The sequence below is a fragment of the Conexibacter sp. JCM 18997 genome (genome assembly GCF_055391915.1).
In genome coordinates, this window is the sequence record NZ_AP043885.1 from 4,201,525 (window position 1) to 4,220,366 (window position 18,842).

Annotated in this window: 18 protein-coding genes; 14 read left to right on the forward strand and 4 right to left on the reverse strand. The window is 73.6% G+C overall.

Annotated features, from left to right (window positions below; translation table 11 throughout):
- Window positions 1–38 precede the first annotated feature (38 nt).
- The 10 genes from ACZ5UI_RS21210 to ACZ5UI_RS21255 are packed head-to-tail and all read left to right on the forward strand — an operon-like array spanning window position 39 to window position 12,084.
- Window positions 39–1,892, forward strand: coding sequence for a polysaccharide biosynthesis protein (locus tag ACZ5UI_RS21210; RefSeq protein ID WP_464190737.1), 1,854 nt, complete (start codon window positions 39–41; stop codon window positions 1,890–1,892).
- Between the two features lie 38 nt (window positions 1,893–1,930).
- Window positions 1,931–2,968, forward strand: coding sequence for an endonuclease/exonuclease/phosphatase family protein (locus ACZ5UI_RS21215; protein WP_464190739.1), 1,038 nt, complete (start codon window positions 1,931–1,933; stop codon window positions 2,966–2,968).
- Between the two features lie 52 nt (window positions 2,969–3,020).
- A complete protein-coding gene (locus ACZ5UI_RS21220) occupies window positions 3,021–4,367 on the forward strand; it encodes a LytR C-terminal domain-containing protein (RefSeq protein ID WP_464190741.1) in 1,347 nt (448 codons plus the stop codon).
- Window positions 4,364–4,903: a histidine phosphatase family protein gene (locus ACZ5UI_RS21225; protein ID WP_464190743.1), complete on the forward strand. Its 540-nt coding sequence runs from the start codon at window positions 4,364–4,366 to the stop codon at window positions 4,901–4,903. The genes ACZ5UI_RS21220 and ACZ5UI_RS21225 overlap by 4 nt, the downstream gene beginning before the upstream one ends.
- Window positions 4,900–6,702, forward strand: a complete 1,803-nt coding sequence (locus ACZ5UI_RS21230) for a FlgD immunoglobulin-like domain containing protein (RefSeq protein ID WP_464190745.1) — start codon at window positions 4,900–4,902, stop codon at window positions 6,700–6,702. Before ACZ5UI_RS21225 ends, ACZ5UI_RS21230 begins: the two co-directional genes overlap by 4 nt.
- Complete coding sequence (locus ACZ5UI_RS21235) at window positions 6,699–8,240, forward strand: O-antigen ligase family protein (protein ID WP_464190747.1); 1,542 nt, start codon at window positions 6,699–6,701, stop codon at window positions 8,238–8,240. The genes ACZ5UI_RS21230 and ACZ5UI_RS21235 overlap by 4 nt, the downstream gene beginning before the upstream one ends.
- A gap of 25 nt (window positions 8,241–8,265) precedes the next feature.
- On the forward strand, window positions 8,266–9,606 hold the full coding sequence (locus ACZ5UI_RS21240) for an FAD-binding oxidoreductase (protein ID WP_464190749.1): 1,341 nt from the start codon (window positions 8,266–8,268) through the stop codon (window positions 9,604–9,606).
- Window positions 9,603–10,511 carry an ABC transporter substrate-binding protein gene (locus ACZ5UI_RS21245; RefSeq protein ID WP_464190751.1) on the forward strand — a complete coding sequence of 303 codons (909 nt, stop codon included), beginning with the start codon at window positions 9,603–9,605 and terminating at the stop codon, window positions 10,509–10,511. The genes ACZ5UI_RS21240 and ACZ5UI_RS21245 overlap by 4 nt, the downstream gene beginning before the upstream one ends.
- Window positions 10,508–11,341 (forward strand): amino acid ABC transporter permease, encoded by an 834-nt coding sequence (locus tag ACZ5UI_RS21250; RefSeq protein ID WP_464190753.1) that lies wholly within the window; start codon window positions 10,508–10,510, stop codon window positions 11,339–11,341. The genes ACZ5UI_RS21245 and ACZ5UI_RS21250 overlap by 4 nt, the downstream gene beginning before the upstream one ends.
- Window positions 11,338–12,084: an amino acid ABC transporter ATP-binding protein gene (locus tag ACZ5UI_RS21255; protein WP_464190755.1), complete on the forward strand. Its 747-nt coding sequence runs from the start codon at window positions 11,338–11,340 to the stop codon at window positions 12,082–12,084. The genes ACZ5UI_RS21250 and ACZ5UI_RS21255 overlap by 4 nt, the downstream gene beginning before the upstream one ends.
- A 37-nt stretch (window positions 12,085–12,121) precedes the next feature.
- Here the strand turns inward: ACZ5UI_RS21255 and ACZ5UI_RS21260 are convergent, their stop codons facing one another.
- A complete protein-coding gene (locus tag ACZ5UI_RS21260) occupies window positions 12,122–12,928 on the reverse strand; it encodes a hypothetical protein (protein ID WP_464190757.1) in 807 nt (268 codons plus the stop codon).
- A gap of 42 nt (window positions 12,929–12,970) precedes the next feature.
- Between ACZ5UI_RS21260 and soxR the strand changes: the two genes are divergently transcribed.
- Window positions 12,971–13,426: a redox-sensitive transcriptional activator SoxR gene (gene soxR, locus ACZ5UI_RS21265; RefSeq protein WP_464190759.1), complete on the forward strand. Its 456-nt coding sequence runs from the start codon at window positions 12,971–12,973 to the stop codon at window positions 13,424–13,426.
- Here the strand turns inward: soxR and ACZ5UI_RS21270 are convergent.
- Complete coding sequence (locus ACZ5UI_RS21270; RefSeq protein ID WP_464190761.1) at window positions 13,329–14,306, reverse strand: DMT family transporter; 978 nt, start codon at window positions 14,304–14,306, stop codon at window positions 13,329–13,331. The genes soxR and ACZ5UI_RS21270 overlap by 98 nt on opposite strands.
- Before the next feature lie 125 nt (window positions 14,307–14,431).
- Here ACZ5UI_RS21270 and ACZ5UI_RS21275 point away from each other — a divergent pair, with 125 nt between their 5' ends.
- The 3 genes from ACZ5UI_RS21275 (at window position 14,432) to ACZ5UI_RS21285 (ending at window position 17,752) form a co-directional block, all read left to right on the forward strand.
- Window positions 14,432–15,667: a hypothetical protein gene (locus tag ACZ5UI_RS21275; RefSeq protein WP_464190763.1), complete on the forward strand. Its 1,236-nt coding sequence runs from the start codon at window positions 14,432–14,434 to the stop codon at window positions 15,665–15,667.
- Between the two features lie 91 nt (window positions 15,668–15,758).
- The gene (locus ACZ5UI_RS21280; RefSeq protein ID WP_464190765.1) at window positions 15,759–16,217 is read left to right on the forward strand and encodes a PH domain-containing protein; all 459 of its coding nucleotides are present in this window, start codon (window positions 15,759–15,761) and stop codon (window positions 16,215–16,217) included.
- Window positions 16,214–17,752: a PH domain-containing protein gene (locus ACZ5UI_RS21285; protein WP_464190767.1), complete on the forward strand. Its 1,539-nt coding sequence runs from the start codon at window positions 16,214–16,216 to the stop codon at window positions 17,750–17,752. The genes ACZ5UI_RS21280 and ACZ5UI_RS21285 overlap by 4 nt, the downstream gene beginning before the upstream one ends.
- Here the strand turns inward: ACZ5UI_RS21285 and ACZ5UI_RS21290 are convergent, their stop codons facing one another.
- Together ACZ5UI_RS21290 and ACZ5UI_RS21295 are read right to left on the reverse strand one after the other, a co-directional pair.
- A complete protein-coding gene (locus ACZ5UI_RS21290) occupies window positions 17,753–18,115 on the reverse strand; it encodes a cupin domain-containing protein (RefSeq protein ID WP_464190769.1) in 363 nt (120 codons plus the stop codon).
- 7 nt (window positions 18,116–18,122) lie between these two features.
- Window positions 18,123–18,833 carry a DUF3105 domain-containing protein gene (locus ACZ5UI_RS21295; protein ID WP_464190771.1) on the reverse strand — a complete coding sequence of 237 codons (711 nt, stop codon included), beginning with the start codon at window positions 18,831–18,833 and terminating at the stop codon, window positions 18,123–18,125.
- Between the last annotated feature and the right edge of the window lie 9 nt (window positions 18,834–18,842).

Genomic DNA, 18,842 nt, shown 5'->3' on the forward strand with positions numbered 1-18,842 from the left:
GGTCCGTCTTCGTTCTCCATCGCCACTCGATTCCGCAGATGGCGGTGGACGCCGTCCTGCTCGCGTTCGCCTACTGGGCGGCCTACCGGCTGCGCTTCGACGGCGGCATCCCGGCGCTCTACGAGGACCTGCTGCGCAAGACGATCTGGTTCGTCGTCGGCGGCGGCCTGGTCATCTTCTTCCTGTCGCGCATGTACGGGAAGTGGTGGCGCTACGTGGGCCAGCGCGACCTGCTCGTGGTCGTGCGCTCGGTCTTCCTGGTCACGCTCGCGCTGGTCACCGGCATCGCCATCTTCCACCCGGTCACCAAGACGACCAGCGAAGGCGAGGTCGGCCTCGGCCTGCCCGCGTCGGTGATCGTGCTGTTCGGGCTGCTGGCGCTCGTCGCGCTGTGCGGCGTGCGCTTCCTGGCCCGGCTGCTGTACGAGCGCCCGCGCGCGTTCCGGGCCCGCGGCGACGCGCGCGCCGTGCTGATCGTGGGCGCGGGCAACGGCGGCCGGCTGGTCGTCGACGAGATCCTGCGCAACCGGGACCTGGCGCTGAACCCGGTCGGCTTCGTCGACGACGACCCGACCAAGCGGGGCATGCGCGTCAACGGCGTGCGCGTGCTGGGCACCACCGAGCAGCTCGGCCGCGTCCTGGACGAGGTCGAGCCCGACGAGGTGATGATCGCCATTCCCTCGGCCCCGGGCCGGCTGCGCTCGCGCGTCGTCACGTCGTGCCGCAAGCGCGGCATCCCGGTGCGCACGCTGCCGACCGTGTTCGAGCTGCTCCAGGGCGGCTCGTCGACCTACGTGCGCCAGGTGCGCGAGGTCAAGGTCGAGGACGTCCTGGGCCGCGAGCCGGTGCGCTTCGAGGAGCGCGTCGGGCGCTACCTGGAGAACGAGGTCGTGCTGGTTACCGGCGCCGGCGGCTCGATCGGCTCGGAGCTGTGCCGCCAGATCATGCGCGGCAACCCGAAGAAGCTCGTGCTCGTCGACCACGCCGAGGACAACCTGTTCCGCATCCAGCGCGAGCTGGAGGACGACCGCCACGTCCACCCCTACCAGCTGGCCGCGGTCCTGGCCGACTGCAAGGAGGAGGAGCGCATGCGGGAGGTGTTCGCCGAGCACCACCCGACCGTCGTCTTCCACGCGGCCGCCTACAAGCACGTCGGGCTGATGGAGCTCAACCCCGTCGAGGCGGTGCGCAACAACGCGCTGGCCACGCGGATCGTCGCCCGCGTCGCCGGCGACGCGCGGGCCAAGCGCTTCGTGCTGATCTCGACCGACAAGGCGGTCTCGCCGGCCACCGTCATGGGCGCGTCCAAGGCGCTGGCCGAGTTCGCCGTCGAGGCGGCCAGCGTGCGCCACCCCGACACGCGCTTCGCCACCGTCCGCTTCGGCAACGTGCTCGGCTCGTCGGGCTCGGTGGTGCCGATCTTCCGTGCGCAGATCGCCAAGGGCGGCCCGATCACGATCACCGACAAGCGCATGACCCGCTACTTCATGACGATCCCCGAGGCGGTCCAGCTGGTCATCCGCTCGGGCTCGCTGGGGACCGGCGGCGAGGTCTACGTGCTGGACATGGGGGACCCGGTGTCGATCGAGCAGCTGGCCCGCGACATGATCGAGCTGTCGGGCCTGCGGCCGGGCACCGACATCGTGATCGAGGAGGTCGGCCCGCGTCCCGGCGAGAAGCTGCACGAGGACCTGTTCAACCCCTACGAGCGCCCGCTGCCCACGCCCGCCGAGAAGATCCAGCTGGCCGAGCGCGAGCCGCTGGCCCCCGAGGACGTCGAGGCGATGTTCAACGAGATCGGGCTGCTCGTGCTGGAGGGCGACGCCGCGGCGCTGGCCCGCAAGGTGCAGGAGCTGTCGGCGGGGCGCAGCGAAGCGCCCGTCGGCGACTGACCGACCCGCGGTTGTCAACGGCGCGTTAAGGTCGCGCCATGTCCCGCCGCCTCCTGTCCCTGGCCGGCTGTCTGCTGGCCGTCCTCGTCGTCGCCTCCCCCGCCGTCGCCGCCACGTCCAAGGCGCCCGAGCTGACGATCATGTCGCGCAACCTCTACCTGGGGGCCGACATCATCAAGCTCGTCGGCGCGCCCGACCTGGCCGGTGAGCAGCAGCAGGTGCAGGCGCTGCACCAGGTCGTCGACCAGACGAACTACCCGTTGCGCGTGCAGGCGCTGGCCCGCGAGATCGCCGCCCGCAAGCCCGACGTGATCGGCCTGCAGGAGGTGGCGCGCTACTACAAGACGCCCGACGGGGCCTTCGACCAGCCCGCGACGATCGTCCTGTACGACTGGCTGGACCTCTTGCAGAAGCAGCTGACGCAGCTCAAGCAGCCCTACCGCGTGGTCGTCGAGCAGACCGAGCTGGACATCACGGTGCCCTCGGCCGAGGGCTACGGCTTGCGGCTGAAGCTGGGCAACGCGGTCCTGGTGCGCACCGGCAAGGGCGCGCGCGTGAGCAAGGTCAAGCCGCTCTCGGGCCAGTTCGCCAGCCAGCTGAACGTGACGATCCCCAGCGGCCCGGTGGCGCTGCATCGCGGCTACGCGGGCCTGGACGGCGTGGTCGGCGGCAAGCGGTTCCGGTTCCTGGACCCGCACGCCGAGGCCTACTCCGCCGCGGCCGCCAACGGCCAGTTCAAGGAGCTCCTGGCCGGCCCGGCCCGCTCGCGCACCACGCCGACGATCATCGCCGGCGATTTCAACTCCGACCCGGCCGATCCGGGTGACGACAACGCCTACAACACGGTGATCGCCGCCGGATTCGTCGACACGGGCAAGCGCGTGGCCACCTGCTGCCAGAACGAGACGGTCAACAACAGCACCTCGGAGCTGAAGACCTGGATCGACCACATCGTGGTGCGACCGCGCATGACGGTCGTCCGCACGAGCGTGTTCGGCAACCAGCTGAGCGACCTGATCGGCGGGCTGTGGCCGTCCGACCACGCGGGAGTGGTCGCCACGATCCGCCTGCGCTGATCGTCGACGGCGGGGCTTCCGGGGAGCACCCCGCCTAGACTGCCCGGAGCCCATGCCGGTCGACGCGCTGCCCGCTGCCTTCTCCGTGCCCAGCCAGGTCGAGACCGTCGGCGCCCTTGCTGGGCTTGCCGCCGTCCTCGGTCTGGCGGTGTTGTCGATGCTCTATTTCGCTCAGGCCCGGGAGTTGAAGCGCCTGCGCGAGTGGGCCGGCCGGGCGCCGGAGCGGGCCGCCGAGCTGCAGGACCGGGCCATGACCGCGGCCGCCGTGCCCCGGCGCGTGACCCCGCAGCCGATGCCCGGGCGCCCGATGCCGGCCACGCCTCCGGGGCAGCGCCCGGCCCAGCCCGCGCCCGCCGCCGGTGCCCCGACCGCTGCGGTCAAGCCGGGAACGCCGCCCGCGCCCACCGCGCCCGTCGCCCCCGGCACGGGCAAGCCGGCCACGGCAGCGGCGGCCGCCACGGCCGCCGGGGCCGCGGCCGCCGCGCCGGACGGCCCGGCCGTTCCGGGCAACGGCCAGACGGCCGCCGCCGCGCCCACCCCGTCCGCCGCTCCGGGCGCGCCCACCGAGGCCAAGCCCGCCGACGGTGCGCCGGCCGCCGCCGACCCGCCGGCGCCGCCCGCGCTGGACGACACGACGATCGGCCCGCCGCCGACCGACGAGGACACGACCGAGGGCGAGCAGCCCACGACCGCGCAGCCCGCCTCGCGCCCCGGCGTCCCGCAGCCGCTGCCCGTTCCCCCGGCCGGTCGCGCGCCCGGTGCCCGCCCGGCCGTGCGCACCCCGGCGGCCCAGCGGCCCCGCGCGGCGCAGCCCCTGCGGGCCACGAACCCGTCCGCGACGGTCCCGCCCCGCGGCACCGGCCGCGCCCCGGCGCCCGCCGACGGGGACGGCGGGAACCGTCGCCTGCGCATCGGCCTGGTCGTCGGCGCGATCGTCCTGGTCCTGGTCGCGGGCATCTTCGCCTTCACGCAGCTGACCGGCAACGACGACTCCACCACCGGCACCAACGCGAGCAAGACCACCGAGGCGCCGCAGACCAACACGATCTCCAGCGCCGCCGGGTCCAGCACCACGGGCAGCGGCGACGCGTCGCGCCCCAAGGCCGACACGACCGTGGCCGTGCTCAACGGCACCACCGTGCCCGGCCTGGCCCGCGCCGTCGCCGACAAGCTCGAGACGGCCGGCTACAAGATCGGCAACGTGACCAACGCCGGCGATCAGCAGCGCGCGGCCACGCAGGTCGCCTACCAGCAGGGCCAGGAGAAGGTGGCCCGGCAGGTGGCCCGCACGATCGACGTGGGCAGCGACGCGGTCGTCCCGATCGACGAGGTGACCGCGGCGACCGCCGGCAGCGACGCCGTCGTCGTGGTGACGGTCGGCGCCGACCAGTCGCCGTGATCTTCCTCGCCCGACACGGAGAGACCCCTTACAACGCCGAGCACCGCTTCCAGGGGCAAGGCGACGTGCCGCTCAACGACCGGGGCATCGAGCAGGCCCGCGAGCTGGCCCGGGTGGCCGCGCAGCGCGAGTGGGCGGCGCTGTGGGCCAGCCCGATCCCGCGGGCCCGTCAGACCGCCGAGATCGTCGCCGAGGCGATCGGCCTGACGCCGCGCTTCGACCGGCGCTTCGCCGAGCACGACGTGGGCGACTGGCAGGACCGGCTGTTCGCCGACGTCGAGGCCGAGGACCCCGCGCTGTGGGCCCGCTGGCAGGCGGCCGGTGAGACGTGGCGGTTCCCCGGCGGGGAGTCGCTGGAGGAGCAGCAGGAGCGGGTGATCGCCGGCCTGGTCGACGTCACCCAGAGCCATGAGCTGCCCGCGCTCGTCGTCTGCCACCGCGGCGTGATCCGCTCCGCCCTGTGCCACACGCGCAACGAGGGCCTGGACGCCTTCCAGACGATCCCGGTGCCCAACGGGGCGCTGGTGCCCCTATGACGGCGAGCCGCCTGCGCGTCGGCGTGTTCGCGCTGCTCGTCGTGGCCACGTTCGCCGCCTTCTTCGTCGTGCAGCGCATCAAGCGCGAGCCGCCCGACGTGCGCAAGGCGCAGATCACGCCCCTGTTCTCGCCCAACGGCGACGGCCGCGACGAGACCGCGTCGGCCTCGTTCGTCCTCGAGCGCCCCGACACGGTCAGCGTGCGCGTGATCGACGCCCAGGGCAACGTCGTGGCCACGCTGATGTCCAACCGCAACGCGCGGGCCCACAAGCGCCTGCGCGTGACCTGGGACGGGCGCGACAGCGACGGCAAGCGCGTGCCCGACGGGATCTACGACTACCGCGTCAACCTGCAGGACCAGGGGCGGGCCGTCTCGCTGCCGCGCGGCGTGCGGGTCGACACCAAGCCGCCGCAGCCGCGCGTGCAGCGCATCGGGCGCGACAACGACGGCCCCGACATCCTGCCCCGGCCCGACGGCGAGGCGGTGACCATCCGCTTCTACAACCCGGCCCGCTCCAGCCCGACCGAGGTGCTGATCTACCGCACCGACCCGGATCCCAAGCTCGTGTGGCAGGACACGCTGCCCGGCGGCGTGCGCGCGCTCAAGTGGGACGGCAAGACGAAGGACGGGATCCCGCTGGCGCCCGGCACCTACGTCGTCGCGCTGCGCACCCGCGACGTGGCCGGCAACACCGGCACGTCGTTCAAGCTGCCGCCCGACCCGCCCTACGGCGAGGCGCTGCCCGGCCACGGCGGCATCACCATCCGGGCGATCGGCGCGCAGGTGGCCCTGGAGCCGACGATCGCCGGCTCGCCCGTGACGTTCGGCGTCGACGCCCGCGGCCACACGTTCGCCTGGTCGCTGCGCCGCGTCGGGGAGCGCGAGCCCTACCGCGACGGCCGTCCCCGCCAGGGCGCGGTCGTGGCCATCGACGCGCCCAACGTCGACAACTCGGGCCTGTACCTGTTCGAGGCGCACACGCGCACCAACTCGACGACGGTCCCGGTGCCCGTGCAGGCGGTCGACACGCGCAAGGTGCTGGTCGTCCTGCCCGCCGTCACCTGGCAGGGCACCAATCCCCTGGACGACGACGGCGACGGCTGGCCCAACACGCTCACGCACGGGCTGCCCGTGCGCAAGGAGCGGATCCTGGTCGACGGCCTGCCCGAGGACCTGGTCAAGCACATCGCCCCGCTGCTGATCCACCTGGATCGCACCGGCCTGCGCTACGACATCACCACGGACCTCGCGCTGGCCGAGGGCGTCGGCCCGCGGCTGGAGAACCACACCGGCGTCGTGCTGGCCGGGGACACACGCTGGCTGCCGGCCGCCACCCAGAAGGACCTGGTCGCCTGGGTGCGCAAGGGCGGCAAGCTGGCCACGTTCGGCGTCGACTCGCTGCGCCGCCAGGTGCGCCTGACCAAGACGCAGATCACCAACCCGACCGAGGCCGCCGCGAGCGATGCGTTCGGCGCGCGGCTGGGCGCGCTGGCCGACGAGCCGGGCACCACGCTGACCATCTTCAAGGACGACATCGACCTGTTCGCCGGAGACGTGTACGGCGGCACCGGCGTGTTCGCGGGCTACGACACGTTCGAGCCGCTGACCTCGGCCGGCTCCGGTGCCGAGGTGGTGGCCAGCGCGGCGACCGACGACGGGCGCCAGGTGATCGTCGCCGAGAAGGTCGGCGACGGGCTGGTCATCCGCTTCGGCCTGCCGCAGCTGACCGAGCGGCTGGGCACGCCGGGCAACGAGACCGAGCTGGTGCGGCGCACGTGGACGCTGCTGTCGCAATGACCTTCGCCGCCTCCCAACTGGGCGACGCGCTCGACCACATCGGGGTCGTCGTCGTCGCGCTGCTGGCTGCGGCCGCGCTGCTGGCCCCGTCGACCCGGGCCCGGGCCGCCGCCGCGCTGGGTGCGCTGGCGCTGACCCCGGTGCTGCTGGTCGGCGACATCTGGGACTCCTCGCCGCTGGTCTCGCTGCGCGACCACCCGCCGATCGCGGCCGCCGCGGTCGTGGCCGGGCTGATCGCCGTGGCCGTGCTGGCCGTGGTGCTGGTGCGCAAGCCGATGCTGATGCCGCTGCTGGCCGTCGCGGCGCTGCCCTTCCGCATCCCGATCTCGGCCGGGGGCGACACGGCCAACCTGCTGGTTCCGCTGTACCTGGTGATCGCCGCGGGCGTGCTGGCCGTGGCCATCCCGCGGCTGCGGGCCGAGGACGACGACGCGCCCTTCAAGCCGGGCTGGCTGGAGTGGCTGCTGTGCGGGTCGATCGTCCTGTACGCGCTACAGGCCACCTACAGCGACGACTTCGCCAAGGGCCTGCAGTCGGTCGTGTTCTTCTACGTGCCGTTCGCGCTGCTGCTCGGGCTGCTGCGCGAGGTGCCGTGGACGCAGCGGCTGGCCCTGCAGTGCCTGGGCGTGCTCGTCGCGCTGGCCCTGATCTTCGTGGGCATCGGCTTCGTCGAGTACGCCCGCAAGGAGCTGCTGCTGAACCCGCGCCTGGTCGCGGCCAGCCAGTACGAGTCCTACTTCCGCGTCAACTCGCTGTTCTTCGACCCGAACATCTACGGGCGCTTCCTGGCCATGGTCATGCTCGGGATCGCCACCGTCGTGGTGTGGACGAAGCGCACGCGCGACGTCGTCGGCGGGTTCGTCCTGCTCGCCGTCCTGTGGGCCGGGCTGGTGCTGTCGTTCTCGCAGTCGTCGTTCACCGCGCTGCTCGTCGGGCTGGCCGTGCTCGCCGCGCTGCGCTGGTCGGTCAAGTGGACCGCGGCGGTGGTCACGCTCGGCGTGGTCATCGGGCTGGGCATCGTGCTGTTGGCCCCGGGCGCGATCAACCTGGACCTGGGCAACTCCAAGTCGGCTGACAAGGCGACCAGCGGGCGCCTGGACCTGATCAAGGGCGGCGGGCGCCTGTTCAAGGACAAGCCGATCCTGGGCTGGGGCTCGGGCTCCTACGCCGTGGTCTTCCGCAAGGTCGAGGACGTCTCCGAGGACCGCGCCACCACCGCGTCGCACACGATCCCGGTGACCGTCGCGGCCGAGCAGGGCGTGATCGGCCTGGCGGTCTACCTGGCGCTGCTCGTCGCCGCGCTGGCCCGCCTGTTCGGCGGCGGCGTCGCGCGCTCGCCGCTGCGTTCCTACGTGGCCGCCGCGTTCGTCGCGCTGCTCGTGCACACGATGATCTACGCCGCCTTCCTGGAGGACCCGATCACCTGGGCGCTGCTGGGCGTCGGGATCGCGCTGGCCGCCGGGCCGTTGCCCGAGCGCCTCACGCGCAAGCGCGAGCGCGACGACGAGATCCCGCTCAGCTCGCTGCGCGCCGAGTAGTCGGCCTGGGGTAGCGTCAGGCCGTATGAGCCTGGCCGCCGACCTGCGCGCGATCGTCGGCGCCGGGCACGTGCTCGAGGACCCGGCCACGCGGGCGCCGTTCGAGCGCGACTGGACCGGGCGCTTCGGGGCGCCGGCGGCGCTGGTCGTGCGGCCGGCCGACACCGCGCAGGTCGTCGACGTGCTGGCCGCCTGTCAGGCCGCGGGCGCGGCGATCGTGCCCCAGGGCGGCAACACGTCGCTGGCCGGCGGGTCGGTCCCGCGGGGCGGCGAGGTGGTGCTCAGCACCACGCGGTTGGCCACGCTGGGCGCTGTCGAGCGCGCCACGGCGCAGGTCAGCGCGGGCGCCGGCGTGACCCTCGGCGCGGTCGACGCGGCGGCCCGGGCCGCCGGACTGCAGGCCGGGCTGGACTTCGCCGCGCGCGACAGCGCGACGGTCGGCGGCATCGTGGCCACCGACGCGGGCGGCCTGCTGGCCGTGCGCTACGGGACGGCCCGGGCCCGCGTCGCGGGCGTGGAGGCGGTGCTGGGCGACGGGACCGTGGTCGAGCGCATGCAGGGGCTGCTGAAGGACAACGCGGGGCTCAACCTGCCGGCGCTGCTGGTGGGCAGCGAGGGGACGCTGGGGATCGTCACCGCGGTGCGCTGGAAGCTCGTGCCCCGGCTGGCCGAGCGCGTCACGGCGCTGGTGCCGCTGGACTCGATCGCCGACGCGGTGACGCTGCTGGAGGCGCTGCGCACGCGCGTGCCCTCGCTGGAGGCGGCCGAGGTGATGCTGCCCGACGGGCTGGCGCTGGTGGCCGAGCACCTGGGCGTGCGCGCCCCGGTGCGCGACGCCGCCGCCTACGTGCTGACCGAGGCGGCGGGCGCCGCTGATCCCAGCGACGAGCTCGCGGCGGTCCTGCCCGACGACGCGGTGGTGGCCGTGGACGCGAGCGCCCGGGCCCGGCTGTGGCGCCTGCGCGAAGGCCACACCGAGGCGATCAACGCCGCGGGCGTGCCCCACAAGATCGACGTGGGCGTGCCGCTGCGCCACCTGGACGCCTTCCTGGGGCGGGTGCGGGGCGTGATCGCCGACGTCGCGCCGCAGACCCGGACCATCCTGTTCGGGCACCTGGCCGACGGCAACGTGCACGTCAACGTGCTGGGCTTGGAGCGCGATGACGACGCCGTCGACGAGGCCGTCCTGCGGCTGGCCGCGGAGCTCGGTGGCACGATCAGCGCCGAGCACGGGGTGGGCGTGGCCAAGGCGCGCTGGCTCGGCCTGGTGCGCAGCGAGGCGGAGATCGCCGCGATGCGCGCGGTCAAGCGGGCGCTGGACCCGGATTGTCTACTGAACCCAGGGGTTATGCTCGTCACGCCATGACCCGCTTCCGCCTCCCCGCCGGCGCGCTGGCCGCGCTGCTGGCCGTGACCGTCCTGGCCGCCTGCGGCTCCGACGACTCCTCCGACACCGGCACGGCCGCCTCGACCGTCGCCGCTGCCCCCGCCACCTCCACGCCCGCCGAGACCACCGCGGCCGACTCCTGCAGCAAGGATCAGCTGTCGCTCGTCTCCGACGGCACGCTCACCGTCGGCACCGACAAGCCGGCCTACCCGCCCTACTTCGAGGACGACGATCCGACCAACGGCAAGGGCTTCGAGTCCGCCGTGGCCTACGCGATCGCCGACCAGCTCGGGTTCACCAAGGACGAGGTCAAGTGGACGGTCGTCCCGTTCAACTCCTCGTTCGCGCCGGGCGACAAGACGTTCGACTTCGACGTCAACCAGATCTCGATCACGCCGAAGCGGGCCAAGCAGGTCGACTTCTCCGACAGCTACTTCACGGCTCCGCAGGCGGTCGTCGCGCTGAAGGACTCCGACGCCGCCAGCGCGACCGACCTGGCCGCGCTGAAGGACGCGCAGCTGGGCGTGCAGATCGGCACCACGTCGTTGGATGCGGTCACCGAGACGATCCAGCCGTCCAAGCAGCCCAAGGTGTTCAACGACTCCAACGACACGGTCGCCGCGCTCAAGGGCGGCCAGGTCGACGCGATCGTCGTGGACCTGCCCACCGCGCTGTACCTGACCGCGGCGGAGATCCCCAAGGCCACGGTCGTCGGGCAGTTCGACGCCCCCGGCGGCGACACCTGGGGCGCGGTGCTGGACAAGGACTCGGCGCTGACCGACTGCGTCAACCAGGCCATCGGTGAGCTGAAGTCCTCCGGTGAGCTCGACCAGCTCCTCCAGACGTGGATGAGCGACTCGGCCGGGGCGCCCGAGCTGCAGTGACCGGCGTTCCGGCGCCGGGCTCCCGGGCCGCCGCGCGCGCGGCGGCCCGCCGGCGTCACTCCGTCATCTCGGTGATCATCGCCGCCGTCTCGACGGTGATCGTCGTCGGCGTGCTCGTCGCGCTGATCGTCACCGCGCCCGGGTGGCCGGCCGTGCGCGAGACGTTCTTCTCCTGGGAGGCGTTCAGGACCAGCTTCCCCGACATCCTGTCGGGCTTCTGGCTGGACATCCGGCTGTTCGTGGTCTGCGAGATCGCCGTCCTGATCCTGGGGATGGTCGTCGCGCTGACCCGCTCGTCGACCGCGGCGGTGCTGTTCCCGCTGCGGGCGCTGGCCACGCTCTACACCGACATCTTCCGCGGCATCCCGACGATCCTGCTCGTCTACCTGATCGGGTTCGGGCTGCCGGCGCTGGACCTCAACGGCGTCCCGACCGATCCGGTCGTCCTGGGTGGGATCGCGATCATCCTGTCCTACGGCGGCTACGTCGCCGAGGTCTATCGGTCGGGCATCGACTCGATCCATCCCAGCCAGAAGGCCGCGGGCCTGGCCGTCGGGCTGACGCCGAACCAGACGATGCGCTTCATCGTGCTGCCCCAGGCGGTGCGTCGGGTCGCGCCGCCGTTGCTCAACGACTTCATCTCGCTGACCAAGGACGTCGCGCTGGTGGCCACCCTGGGTCCGCTGGAGGCGTTCCGCCAGGCGCAGATCGCCGTCGCGTCGGACTTCAACTACACGCCGCTGCTGGCCGCGGCGCTGCTGTACCTGTGCGTGACGATCCCGCTGGCCCGGATCGTCGAGCGCATGCAGCGCAAGGAGCGCCAGCGATGACGGCGGTGTTGGAGTGCGTCGGCGTGACGAAGGCGTTCGGCGACCGCGAGGTCCTGCGCGGCGTCTCGCTCAGCGTCCCCGAGCACGGCGCTGTCGCGCTGATCGGGGCCTCGGGCTCGGGCAAGTCGACGCTGCTGCGCTGCATCGACCTGCTGGAGGAGATCGACGACGGCGACGTGCTGCTGGACGGCAACGTGATCACCGATCCGTCGGTCAAGCCCGACCAGGTGCGCAAGCGCCTGGGCATGGTCTTCCAGGGCTTCAACCTGTTCCCGCACCTGTCGGTCATGCAGAACATCGTGCTCGCCCCGATCCGCGCCCAGGGCACGTCGCGCGAGGAGGCCCACGAGCGGGCCCGCGAGCTGCTGGCCCGCTTCGGCCTGGAGGACCGCGCCGACACGCGCCCCGACCGCCTGTCGGGCGGCCAGCAGCAGCGCGTGGCGATCATCCGCGCGCTGGCCACCCAGCCGCGCGCGCTGCTGCTGGACGAGGTGACCAGCGCGCTGGACCCGGAGCTGGTCGGCGAGGTCCTGGCGCTCGTGCGTGACCTGAAGGCCGACGGCATGACGATGGTCCTGGCCACCCACGAGATGTCCTTCGCCGCCGAGGTGGCCGACGAGATCTGCTTCCTGCACGAGGGCCAGATCGTCGAGCGCGGCACGCCGGAGCGGATCTTCCAGGCGCCCGAGCGACCCGAGACGCAGCGCTTCCTGCGCCGTCTGCTCGAGGCCAAGCGTCTCTGAGCCCGCCGAGCGGCACATTCCCGCCGCTCAGCGGCGGCTATGTGCCACTCGACGCCAGGCGGTGCAGCGGAACGCGCCAGATCGCGTCGTCGCCCAGCGGGGTGCGCCGCACGACGCCCTCGGCGACCAGGTCGATCAGCGCGGCCCGGGCGGCCGCGCGGTCGACGCCCAGCAACGCGGCCAGCTCGGCGGTGGCCAGGCCGTGGGGGAAGGCGCGCAGCGCCTGCGCGGCGTTGCCCGGTCGCGGGCGCCGGGGCAGGTCGGGCTCCAGGTTGGCCAGGCACACCTCGTAGGCCTCGACCGGCTGCAGGCCTCGAGCGGTCAGCGTGCGCCCGTCGCGGCCGCGAAACCGCACGGTCGGCGTGCGCACGGCGGGCCGCGTGCGCTCGATCGCGGTCGTGGTGGCGATCGCCTGGTCGTGGTCCAGCGCGGCCAGCACGTCGCCCGCATCCAGGCCGTCGACGCCCCACAGCGCGGCGGCGATCGCGTCGTCGCGGTCCAGCAGGGCGTTGGACGACGACCAGGCGAACTGCAGCGCGCGCAACGCCGGCCAGGCCAGCGCCGGGTCCTGCGTGCGCGCGGCCACGAAGGCGCGCGCGGCCCGACCCGAGGAGGCCGAGCGGGCCCGCGGCACGGGATCCACGGGCATGCCGGAGCGGTCGCCCATGCGGGCCAGCCGCTGCGCGGCGAGCGCCGGCGGCACGGGGCCCTCGGCCACCCGCGAGGCCATCACGATGGTCCAGCGCAGGCCGTCGCCGTAGCGCCAGCGCAGCGTGGTCAGGGCGGGCGCGGCCGCGTGGCCGTAAGGGCAGGCCGGGTCGATCAGGAGGGTGGCGTCGATCATGGTCGAGCACCTTGCACCTTCAAGTACGCTTGAAGTCAAGCGATGCCCGAGCCGCTCACCATCGGCGAGGTCGCGGCCCGATCCGGCGTGGCCACCAGCGCCCTGCGCTACTACGAGGACCGCGGGCTGATCGCGTCCGAGCGCACCGGCGCCCGCCACCGGCGCTACCCGCGGGCGGTCGTGCGCCGGGTGGCGTTCATCGTGTTCGCCCAGAAGGTCGGGCTGAGCCTGGAGGAGATCGGCGCCGAGCTGGCCAAGCTGCCCGCCGATCGCGTGCCCAACCGGCGCGACTGGGACCGGCTGTCGACCACGTGGAGCGCGCGCATCGACGAGCGGATCGCCGAGCTGCAGCGCCTCAAGGGCAGCCTGACCGAGTGCATCGGCTGCGGCTGCCTGTCGCTCAGCCGCTGCCCGCTGTCCAACCCGTTCGATCAAGCCGGGCGGCGGGGCCCGGGCCCTCGGTACTGGATGGGCGACCGGCCGCCCGCCAGCGGCTGACCCGGCGCCCGAGCCCCGGGGGCAGCCGGCCGCCGGTGGCCAGCCACGAGCCGGCCAGGATCAGCAGCAGCCCGGCGATCGCGCCCGCGCCGACCGACTCGCCCAGGACGGCCACGCCCAGCGCGACGGCCACGACCGGCGAGACGTAGGTGATGACCATCGCCCGCCCGCCGCCGATCTCGGCCACCAGGACCGCGAACAGCACCAGCGCGGCCGCGCTGCAGGCCACGCCGAGCACGACGATCGAGGCGATCGCCGTCGCGCTCGGGGTCGTGGCGGGCGGCCGGGCCAGGGCGAACGGCGTCAGCACGAGCGTCGCGAAGGTCAGCGCGACCGCGACCACGCCGATCGAGTCGGCCCCCAGCAGCGGCCCGCGCAGGTTGAACGGCCCGACCGCGTAGAAGGCGGTGCCCAGCAGGACCGCGCCCGCACCGATCAGCTCGTTCGTGCTGCCGGCCACGTCGATGCCCATCAGCGCGATGACGCCGCCCAGGCCGATCAGCAGGCCGACCAGCCGCCGGCCGCGCACGCGCTCGGCCGGGTCGAAGACCTCGCCCAGCAGCGCGACCATCAGCGGCGCCGAGGCGATCAGGATCGCGGCCAGCGACGAGGACACGCGTTGCTCGCCGAAGCCGATCAGCGGGAACGGGATGGCGATCTCCGTCAGCCCCCACAGCAGCGCCCACGGCCAGCGGCCCTTCAGCCCGCGCAGGAGCCCGGCCTTCCAGGCCCAGGGCAGCAGGATCGCGGCGCCGATGGCCACGCGCGCCCAGGCCACGAACACCGGCGGGCACTCGTCGACGGCGAGCTTGATGAACAGATACGGGATGCCCCACAACACCGAGACGGCGGCGAAGCAGGACCAGGCACGCAGGGACAAGGGACCTATCAATCCACACCGGTCGCCGTTCGCGCAAGCACGGCACCGGGTTCTTGGACAGGAACTTCCGGGGAAGCCCACCGTTCAGGTACTCGAGGCGACCCTGCCACACTGATCCGCTGCCGATGTCCTCCGCCGTGCAAGAACCCCAGGCCCCCGAGGCCAGTCCCGACCCCGCCGCTGAGCAGCCCGCCCAGCCGGAGGGCCTGGCCTGCGCCAACTGCGGCGCCGCGCTGGCCGACGGCCAGGACTGGTGCCTGGAGTGCGGCACCGCCGTGCGCCAGGGCCGCTCGCCGCTCCCGGGCTGGCGCACCGGTGCGGCCACGATCGTCGCCACCGTCGTGCTGGCCTCCGGTGCCGTCGCGGCCGCCTACGCGGCGATCCGCTCCGACGACGGCACGACCTCCTCGGGCACCCAGCTGGCCAGCGTCCTGTCCCCGGGCCAGACCGGCGCCGGAGACGGCGTCCCCCAGCCCGACCCGATCGACATCCCCTCCGAGCAGGAGGTCCCGCCGCTGGCCGGCGCGACCCCCACCCCGACCCCGGACGCGTCGGCCGAGGTCCCGCCCGCGGTGGCGCCGCCCGCGCCCGCGGCCCCGGTCTACACGCCGCCGGCGCCCGTGTACACGCCGCCCGCGCCGGTCTACACGCCCCCGGCCACCGGGACCGACACGCCGGCGACGGGCACCGACAACAACACCGACGGCAACACCTCCGGCTCGTCCACCGGCGACGACGCCAAGCCCGTCGCCCGCGCCGAGCTCGTCGAGGTCCCGCTCGTGGCCGGCACCACCGTGGTCGCCGCCTACAACCCGCCGGCGCCGGCCGCCACGCCGACGACGCCCACGGACCCGACCCAGACGACGCCCACCACGCCGACCACGCCGGCCGATCCGACGCAGACCACCACGACGCCGGCGACCCCGCCCGTCTCCAACGGCAAGGTGCACGCCGACACCGACTTCACCGGCGATCCGAAGGCCGCGTTCGACGGCAACGACACCACCGCCTGGTCGGTCGCGCTGCCCACCCCCGAGCTCGTGGCCGACCCGCAGGTCGGCCTGCTGATCGACCTGGGCAGCGCCACCAAGCTGCGCCGGCTCGTCGTCACGCCGACGACCCCGGGAACCACGATCGAGGTGTACGGCAGCGACGCCGACGTGGCGCCCGCGACGCTGGACGACAAGGGCTGGACGAAGCTGGCCACCCAGCTCGACGTCGCCGGCAAGACGAAGATCACCCTGGGCAAGGACGCGGTCGGCACCGGCAAGGTGCGCCAGCTGCTGATCTACTTCTCCGCCGGCCCCGACGACGGCACCTCGACGTCGGTCGGCGTCAGCGAGCTCGAGCTCTACCGCTAGATGACTGATCCCACGACACACGCACATCCGGGCACGCCCGCCGCAGGATCAATCATCTAGACCCTTGGAGCTCCGCCCGCCGAGCCAGCGGGTGAGCCCGCGCGCCAAGTCGTACTGGGCCGTGCGCGCCGCGCTGGGCTGGGTCGTCGTGCTCGCCGCCGAGGTGTTCTTCGGTCTCGCGGTCTGGCCCGACCTGAAGGACGCGCTGCCGATCGTGCTGCCGATCACCGCGGTCCTGGCGCTGGCGCACACGCTGGGGATGCCGCGCTGGCGCTTCCACGTGCACCGCTGGGAGTCGACCGACACCGCCGTCTACACGCAGTCGGGCTGGTTCGACCAGGAGCGACGCATCGCGCCGCTCTCGCGCATCCAGACCGTCGACACCGAGCGCGGGCCGTTCGAGCAGCTGTTCTCGCTGTCGACCGTCACGGTCACCACCGCGTCGGCCGCCGGCCCGCTGAAGATCCACGGCCTGGACGCCGACGTGGCCCAGGAGCTGGTCGACCGCCTGACCGTCGTGGCCGCCGCCGCCCGGGACGACGCGACGTGAGCATCGACACCGGCGGCTGGTCGCGGCTCAGCCCGCGCATGCTGTTGGTCCACCCGGTGACCGAGCTCATGCGCCTGGCCCCGGCGCTGGTCGGCCTGCTGATCGCCGGGTTCGGCAGCGGCCGGGGCCTGCTGTTCGCCGCGGCCGGCGCGGTGGTGGCCATCGGGCTGGGCCTGACGCGCTGGTTCACCACGACCTACCGGATCGGCCCCGATCAGATCCAGGTGCGCACCGGCCTCCTGCGCCGCCAGCTGCGCAGCGTCTCGCGCGATCGCGTGCGCACCGTCGACGTGACCGCATCGCTCATGCACCGCATCCTCGGCGTGACGAAGGTCGACATCGGCACCGGTCGCAACGACCGCGACCGCGACGGCGCGCTCCAGCTCAACGGGCTGGAGGCCGGCGACGCCGCCGCCCTGCGCGCGACCCTCCTGCATCGCGCCGCGACCGCGGGCCCGGCCGCCGCCGACGCCGACGCAGCCGCCGCTGCGGCGGCCGAGCCGGGGGCACCGACGACCTGGCCGCCGCCCGCGCCGGTCACCGAGCCCGAGGACGAGCTCGCCCGCCTGGACCCGCGCTGGGTCCGCTACGGCCCGTTCACGCTGTCGGGCGTCGTGGCCATCGGCGTGGCCGGCGCCGTCGTGGCCCGGGTGATCGGCGAGGCCAACCTCGATCCGGAGGACTTCGGCCCGTTCCGCGAGGCGGTGCGCACGATCTCCGACATGCCGCTGGGGCTGACGATCGCGCTGGGTGTCGCGGTGGTCGTGCTGCTGGTGGTCGTCACGTCGACGATCGGCTACGTCCTGGCCTACTGGAACTTCCGCCTCAGCCGCCATCCCGGCGGCACGCTGCACGTCTCCCGCGGCCTGCTGACCACGCGCGCGACGAGCATCGAGGAGCGCCGTCTGCACGGCGTCACGATCAGCCGCCCGCTGCTGCTGCGCGCGGCCGGCGCCGCCCGCTGCAGCGCGATCGCCACCGGCCTGCGCGGCGCCCGCGGGGGCTCGCTCCTGCTGCCGCCCGCGCCCGCCGCCGAGGCCCGCCGCGTGGCCGCCGCGGTGATCGGCGACGACGCGCCGATCACGGCGCCGCTGACCGCGCACGGCCCGGCGGCGCGCACGCGCCGCTACACCCGCGCGCTGGCCGGTGCGGCCGCGCTGATCGTCCTCGGCGTCCTGGCCTGGCTGCTGCTGGAGTGGTCGCCGATCGTCCCGCTCCTGACCCTGCTCACGCTCCCGGTCGCGGTGCTCCTGGCCGCCGACCGTTACCGCGCGCTGGGCCACGCGGTCGTCGACGGGCGCCTGGTCACGCGCAGCGGCAGCCTCGCGCGCCGGCGCAGCGCGCTGGCCGCCGACGGCGTGATCGGCGTGACCATCCACCGGTCGTTCTTCCAGCGCCGGGTCGGCCTGGCCACGATCGAGGCCACCACCGCGGCGGGCAACCAGCGCTACGCGGTGCGCGACGTCGAGTTGGGCGAGGCGCTGGACGTGGCCGAGCAGATCGCGCCCGGCCTGGTCAGCACCTTCGCCGCCTGATCAGTCCTCGCGGTGGACCGTGTCCGGCGCGAACGCCGGCAGGCAGACGGCGATGTACTCGGCCCCGTCCGGCCCGGGCGAGGAGTAGCGGATCCGCTCGCCGGCGCGCACGAGGACGCCCTGCCCGACGGCGACGTCGAGCACCCCGTCGTCGTGCTCGACGCGCACCGAGCCGCCGATCACCACGGTCCACTCGTCGAACTCCGGGGTCTGGAACGGCTCCGACCAGCCCGACGGGGAGCGCATGTGGGCGATCGAGACGCGCTCCTCGCCGGTGTTGACGCGGCCGACGACCTCGTCGATCAGCTTGGGCGGCTCACCGGCGGCCTCGACCCGGGTGGGGGATGCGATCAGCTCGGGCATGGCCGGGCTACGGGATGAACTCCGGGCCCTTGTCGGTGTAGCGATCGCGGAAGTCGCGCATCGCGTCGATCGTCGCGTCCGACAGCGTGTCGCAGGTCAGCAGCTGGCCCCAGGCCACCGCGGCGACCTTGGCCGGCATCTCCGTGTTGTTCTCGAACACCTGGGCGTGGTAGCCGGGCGAGCCGTTGACCGGCTCGTTGAACAGCGCGACCAGCGTGTCGATCGTCTTCTGCGGCGAGCCCTTGGCGTACTGGAACTGGATGCGGCCGTGCTCGAGCGAGTGCACGTAGTTCTCGGGCTCCGGCGTGTTGCCCGGGTTGTAGACCCCGTCCTCGGCCGGCGTCGGGTTGTGGTTGCCCGAGGTCGGCGGGTTGGTGTCGTACTTGACCTTCTCGGTCACGTGGGTCGAGCCCTGGATCGGGTACGTCTTCAGCGTGCACCCGGCGGCCTTGGCCGCCTCCTCGAGGTTCTCGATCTTGCGGGCCGGGAGCGTGACCTCGCTGGACGCCGACGTGCTGGCGTTACCGGATCCGTTGTCGCTGTCGCTTCCGCCGCCGGAGACGAGCAGCACGACGACGACGGCGATGACGACGAGGCCGACGAGCACGCCGCCCACGATCTGCAGGCGCTTGCCCCGCGCGGCGGACGCGTTCGCCTTCGCTTCGGCTTCCTCGCGCTCGCGCCGGCGCTGCTCTTTCTCTTCCTGACGACTGGCCATGGGCGCCGC

What these genes read in the sequence shown, in the direction of transcription:
- ACZ5UI_RS21210 (WP_464190737.1), top strand. Translation starts at nt 39, where the DNA reads ATGGCGGTGGACGCCGTCCTGCTCGCGTTCGCCTACTGGGCGGCCTAC.
- ACZ5UI_RS21215 (WP_464190739.1), top strand. Translation starts at nt 1,931, where the DNA reads ATGTCCCGCCGCCTCCTGTCCCTGGCCGGCTGTCTGCTGGCCGTCCTC.
- ACZ5UI_RS21220 (WP_464190741.1), top strand. Translation starts at nt 3,021, where the DNA reads ATGCCGGTCGACGCGCTGCCCGCTGCCTTCTCCGTGCCCAGCCAGGTC.
- ACZ5UI_RS21230 (WP_464190745.1), top strand. Translation starts at nt 4,900, where the DNA reads ATGACGGCGAGCCGCCTGCGCGTCGGCGTGTTCGCGCTGCTCGTCGTG.
- ACZ5UI_RS21235 (WP_464190747.1), top strand. Translation starts at nt 6,699, where the DNA reads ATGACCTTCGCCGCCTCCCAACTGGGCGACGCGCTCGACCACATCGGG.
- ACZ5UI_RS21240 (WP_464190749.1), top strand. Translation starts at nt 8,266, where the DNA reads ATGAGCCTGGCCGCCGACCTGCGCGCGATCGTCGGCGCCGGGCACGTG.
- ACZ5UI_RS21245 (WP_464190751.1), top strand. Translation starts at nt 9,603, where the DNA reads ATGACCCGCTTCCGCCTCCCCGCCGGCGCGCTGGCCGCGCTGCTGGCC.
- ACZ5UI_RS21255 (WP_464190755.1), top strand. Translation starts at nt 11,338, where the DNA reads ATGACGGCGGTGTTGGAGTGCGTCGGCGTGACGAAGGCGTTCGGCGAC.
- ACZ5UI_RS21260 (WP_464190757.1), bottom strand. Translation starts at nt 12,928, where the DNA reads ATGATCGACGCCACCCTCCTGATCGACCCGGCCTGCCCTTACGGCCAC.
- soxR (WP_464190759.1), top strand. Translation starts at nt 12,971, where the DNA reads ATGCCCGAGCCGCTCACCATCGGCGAGGTCGCGGCCCGATCCGGCGTG.
- ACZ5UI_RS21275 (WP_464190763.1), top strand. Translation starts at nt 14,432, where the DNA reads ATGTCCTCCGCCGTGCAAGAACCCCAGGCCCCCGAGGCCAGTCCCGAC.
- ACZ5UI_RS21290 (WP_464190769.1), bottom strand. Translation starts at nt 18,115, where the DNA reads ATGCCCGAGCTGATCGCATCCCCCACCCGGGTCGAGGCCGCCGGTGAG.
- ACZ5UI_RS21295 (WP_464190771.1), bottom strand. Translation starts at nt 18,833, where the DNA reads ATGGCCAGTCGTCAGGAAGAGAAAGAGCAGCGCCGGCGCGAGCGCGAG.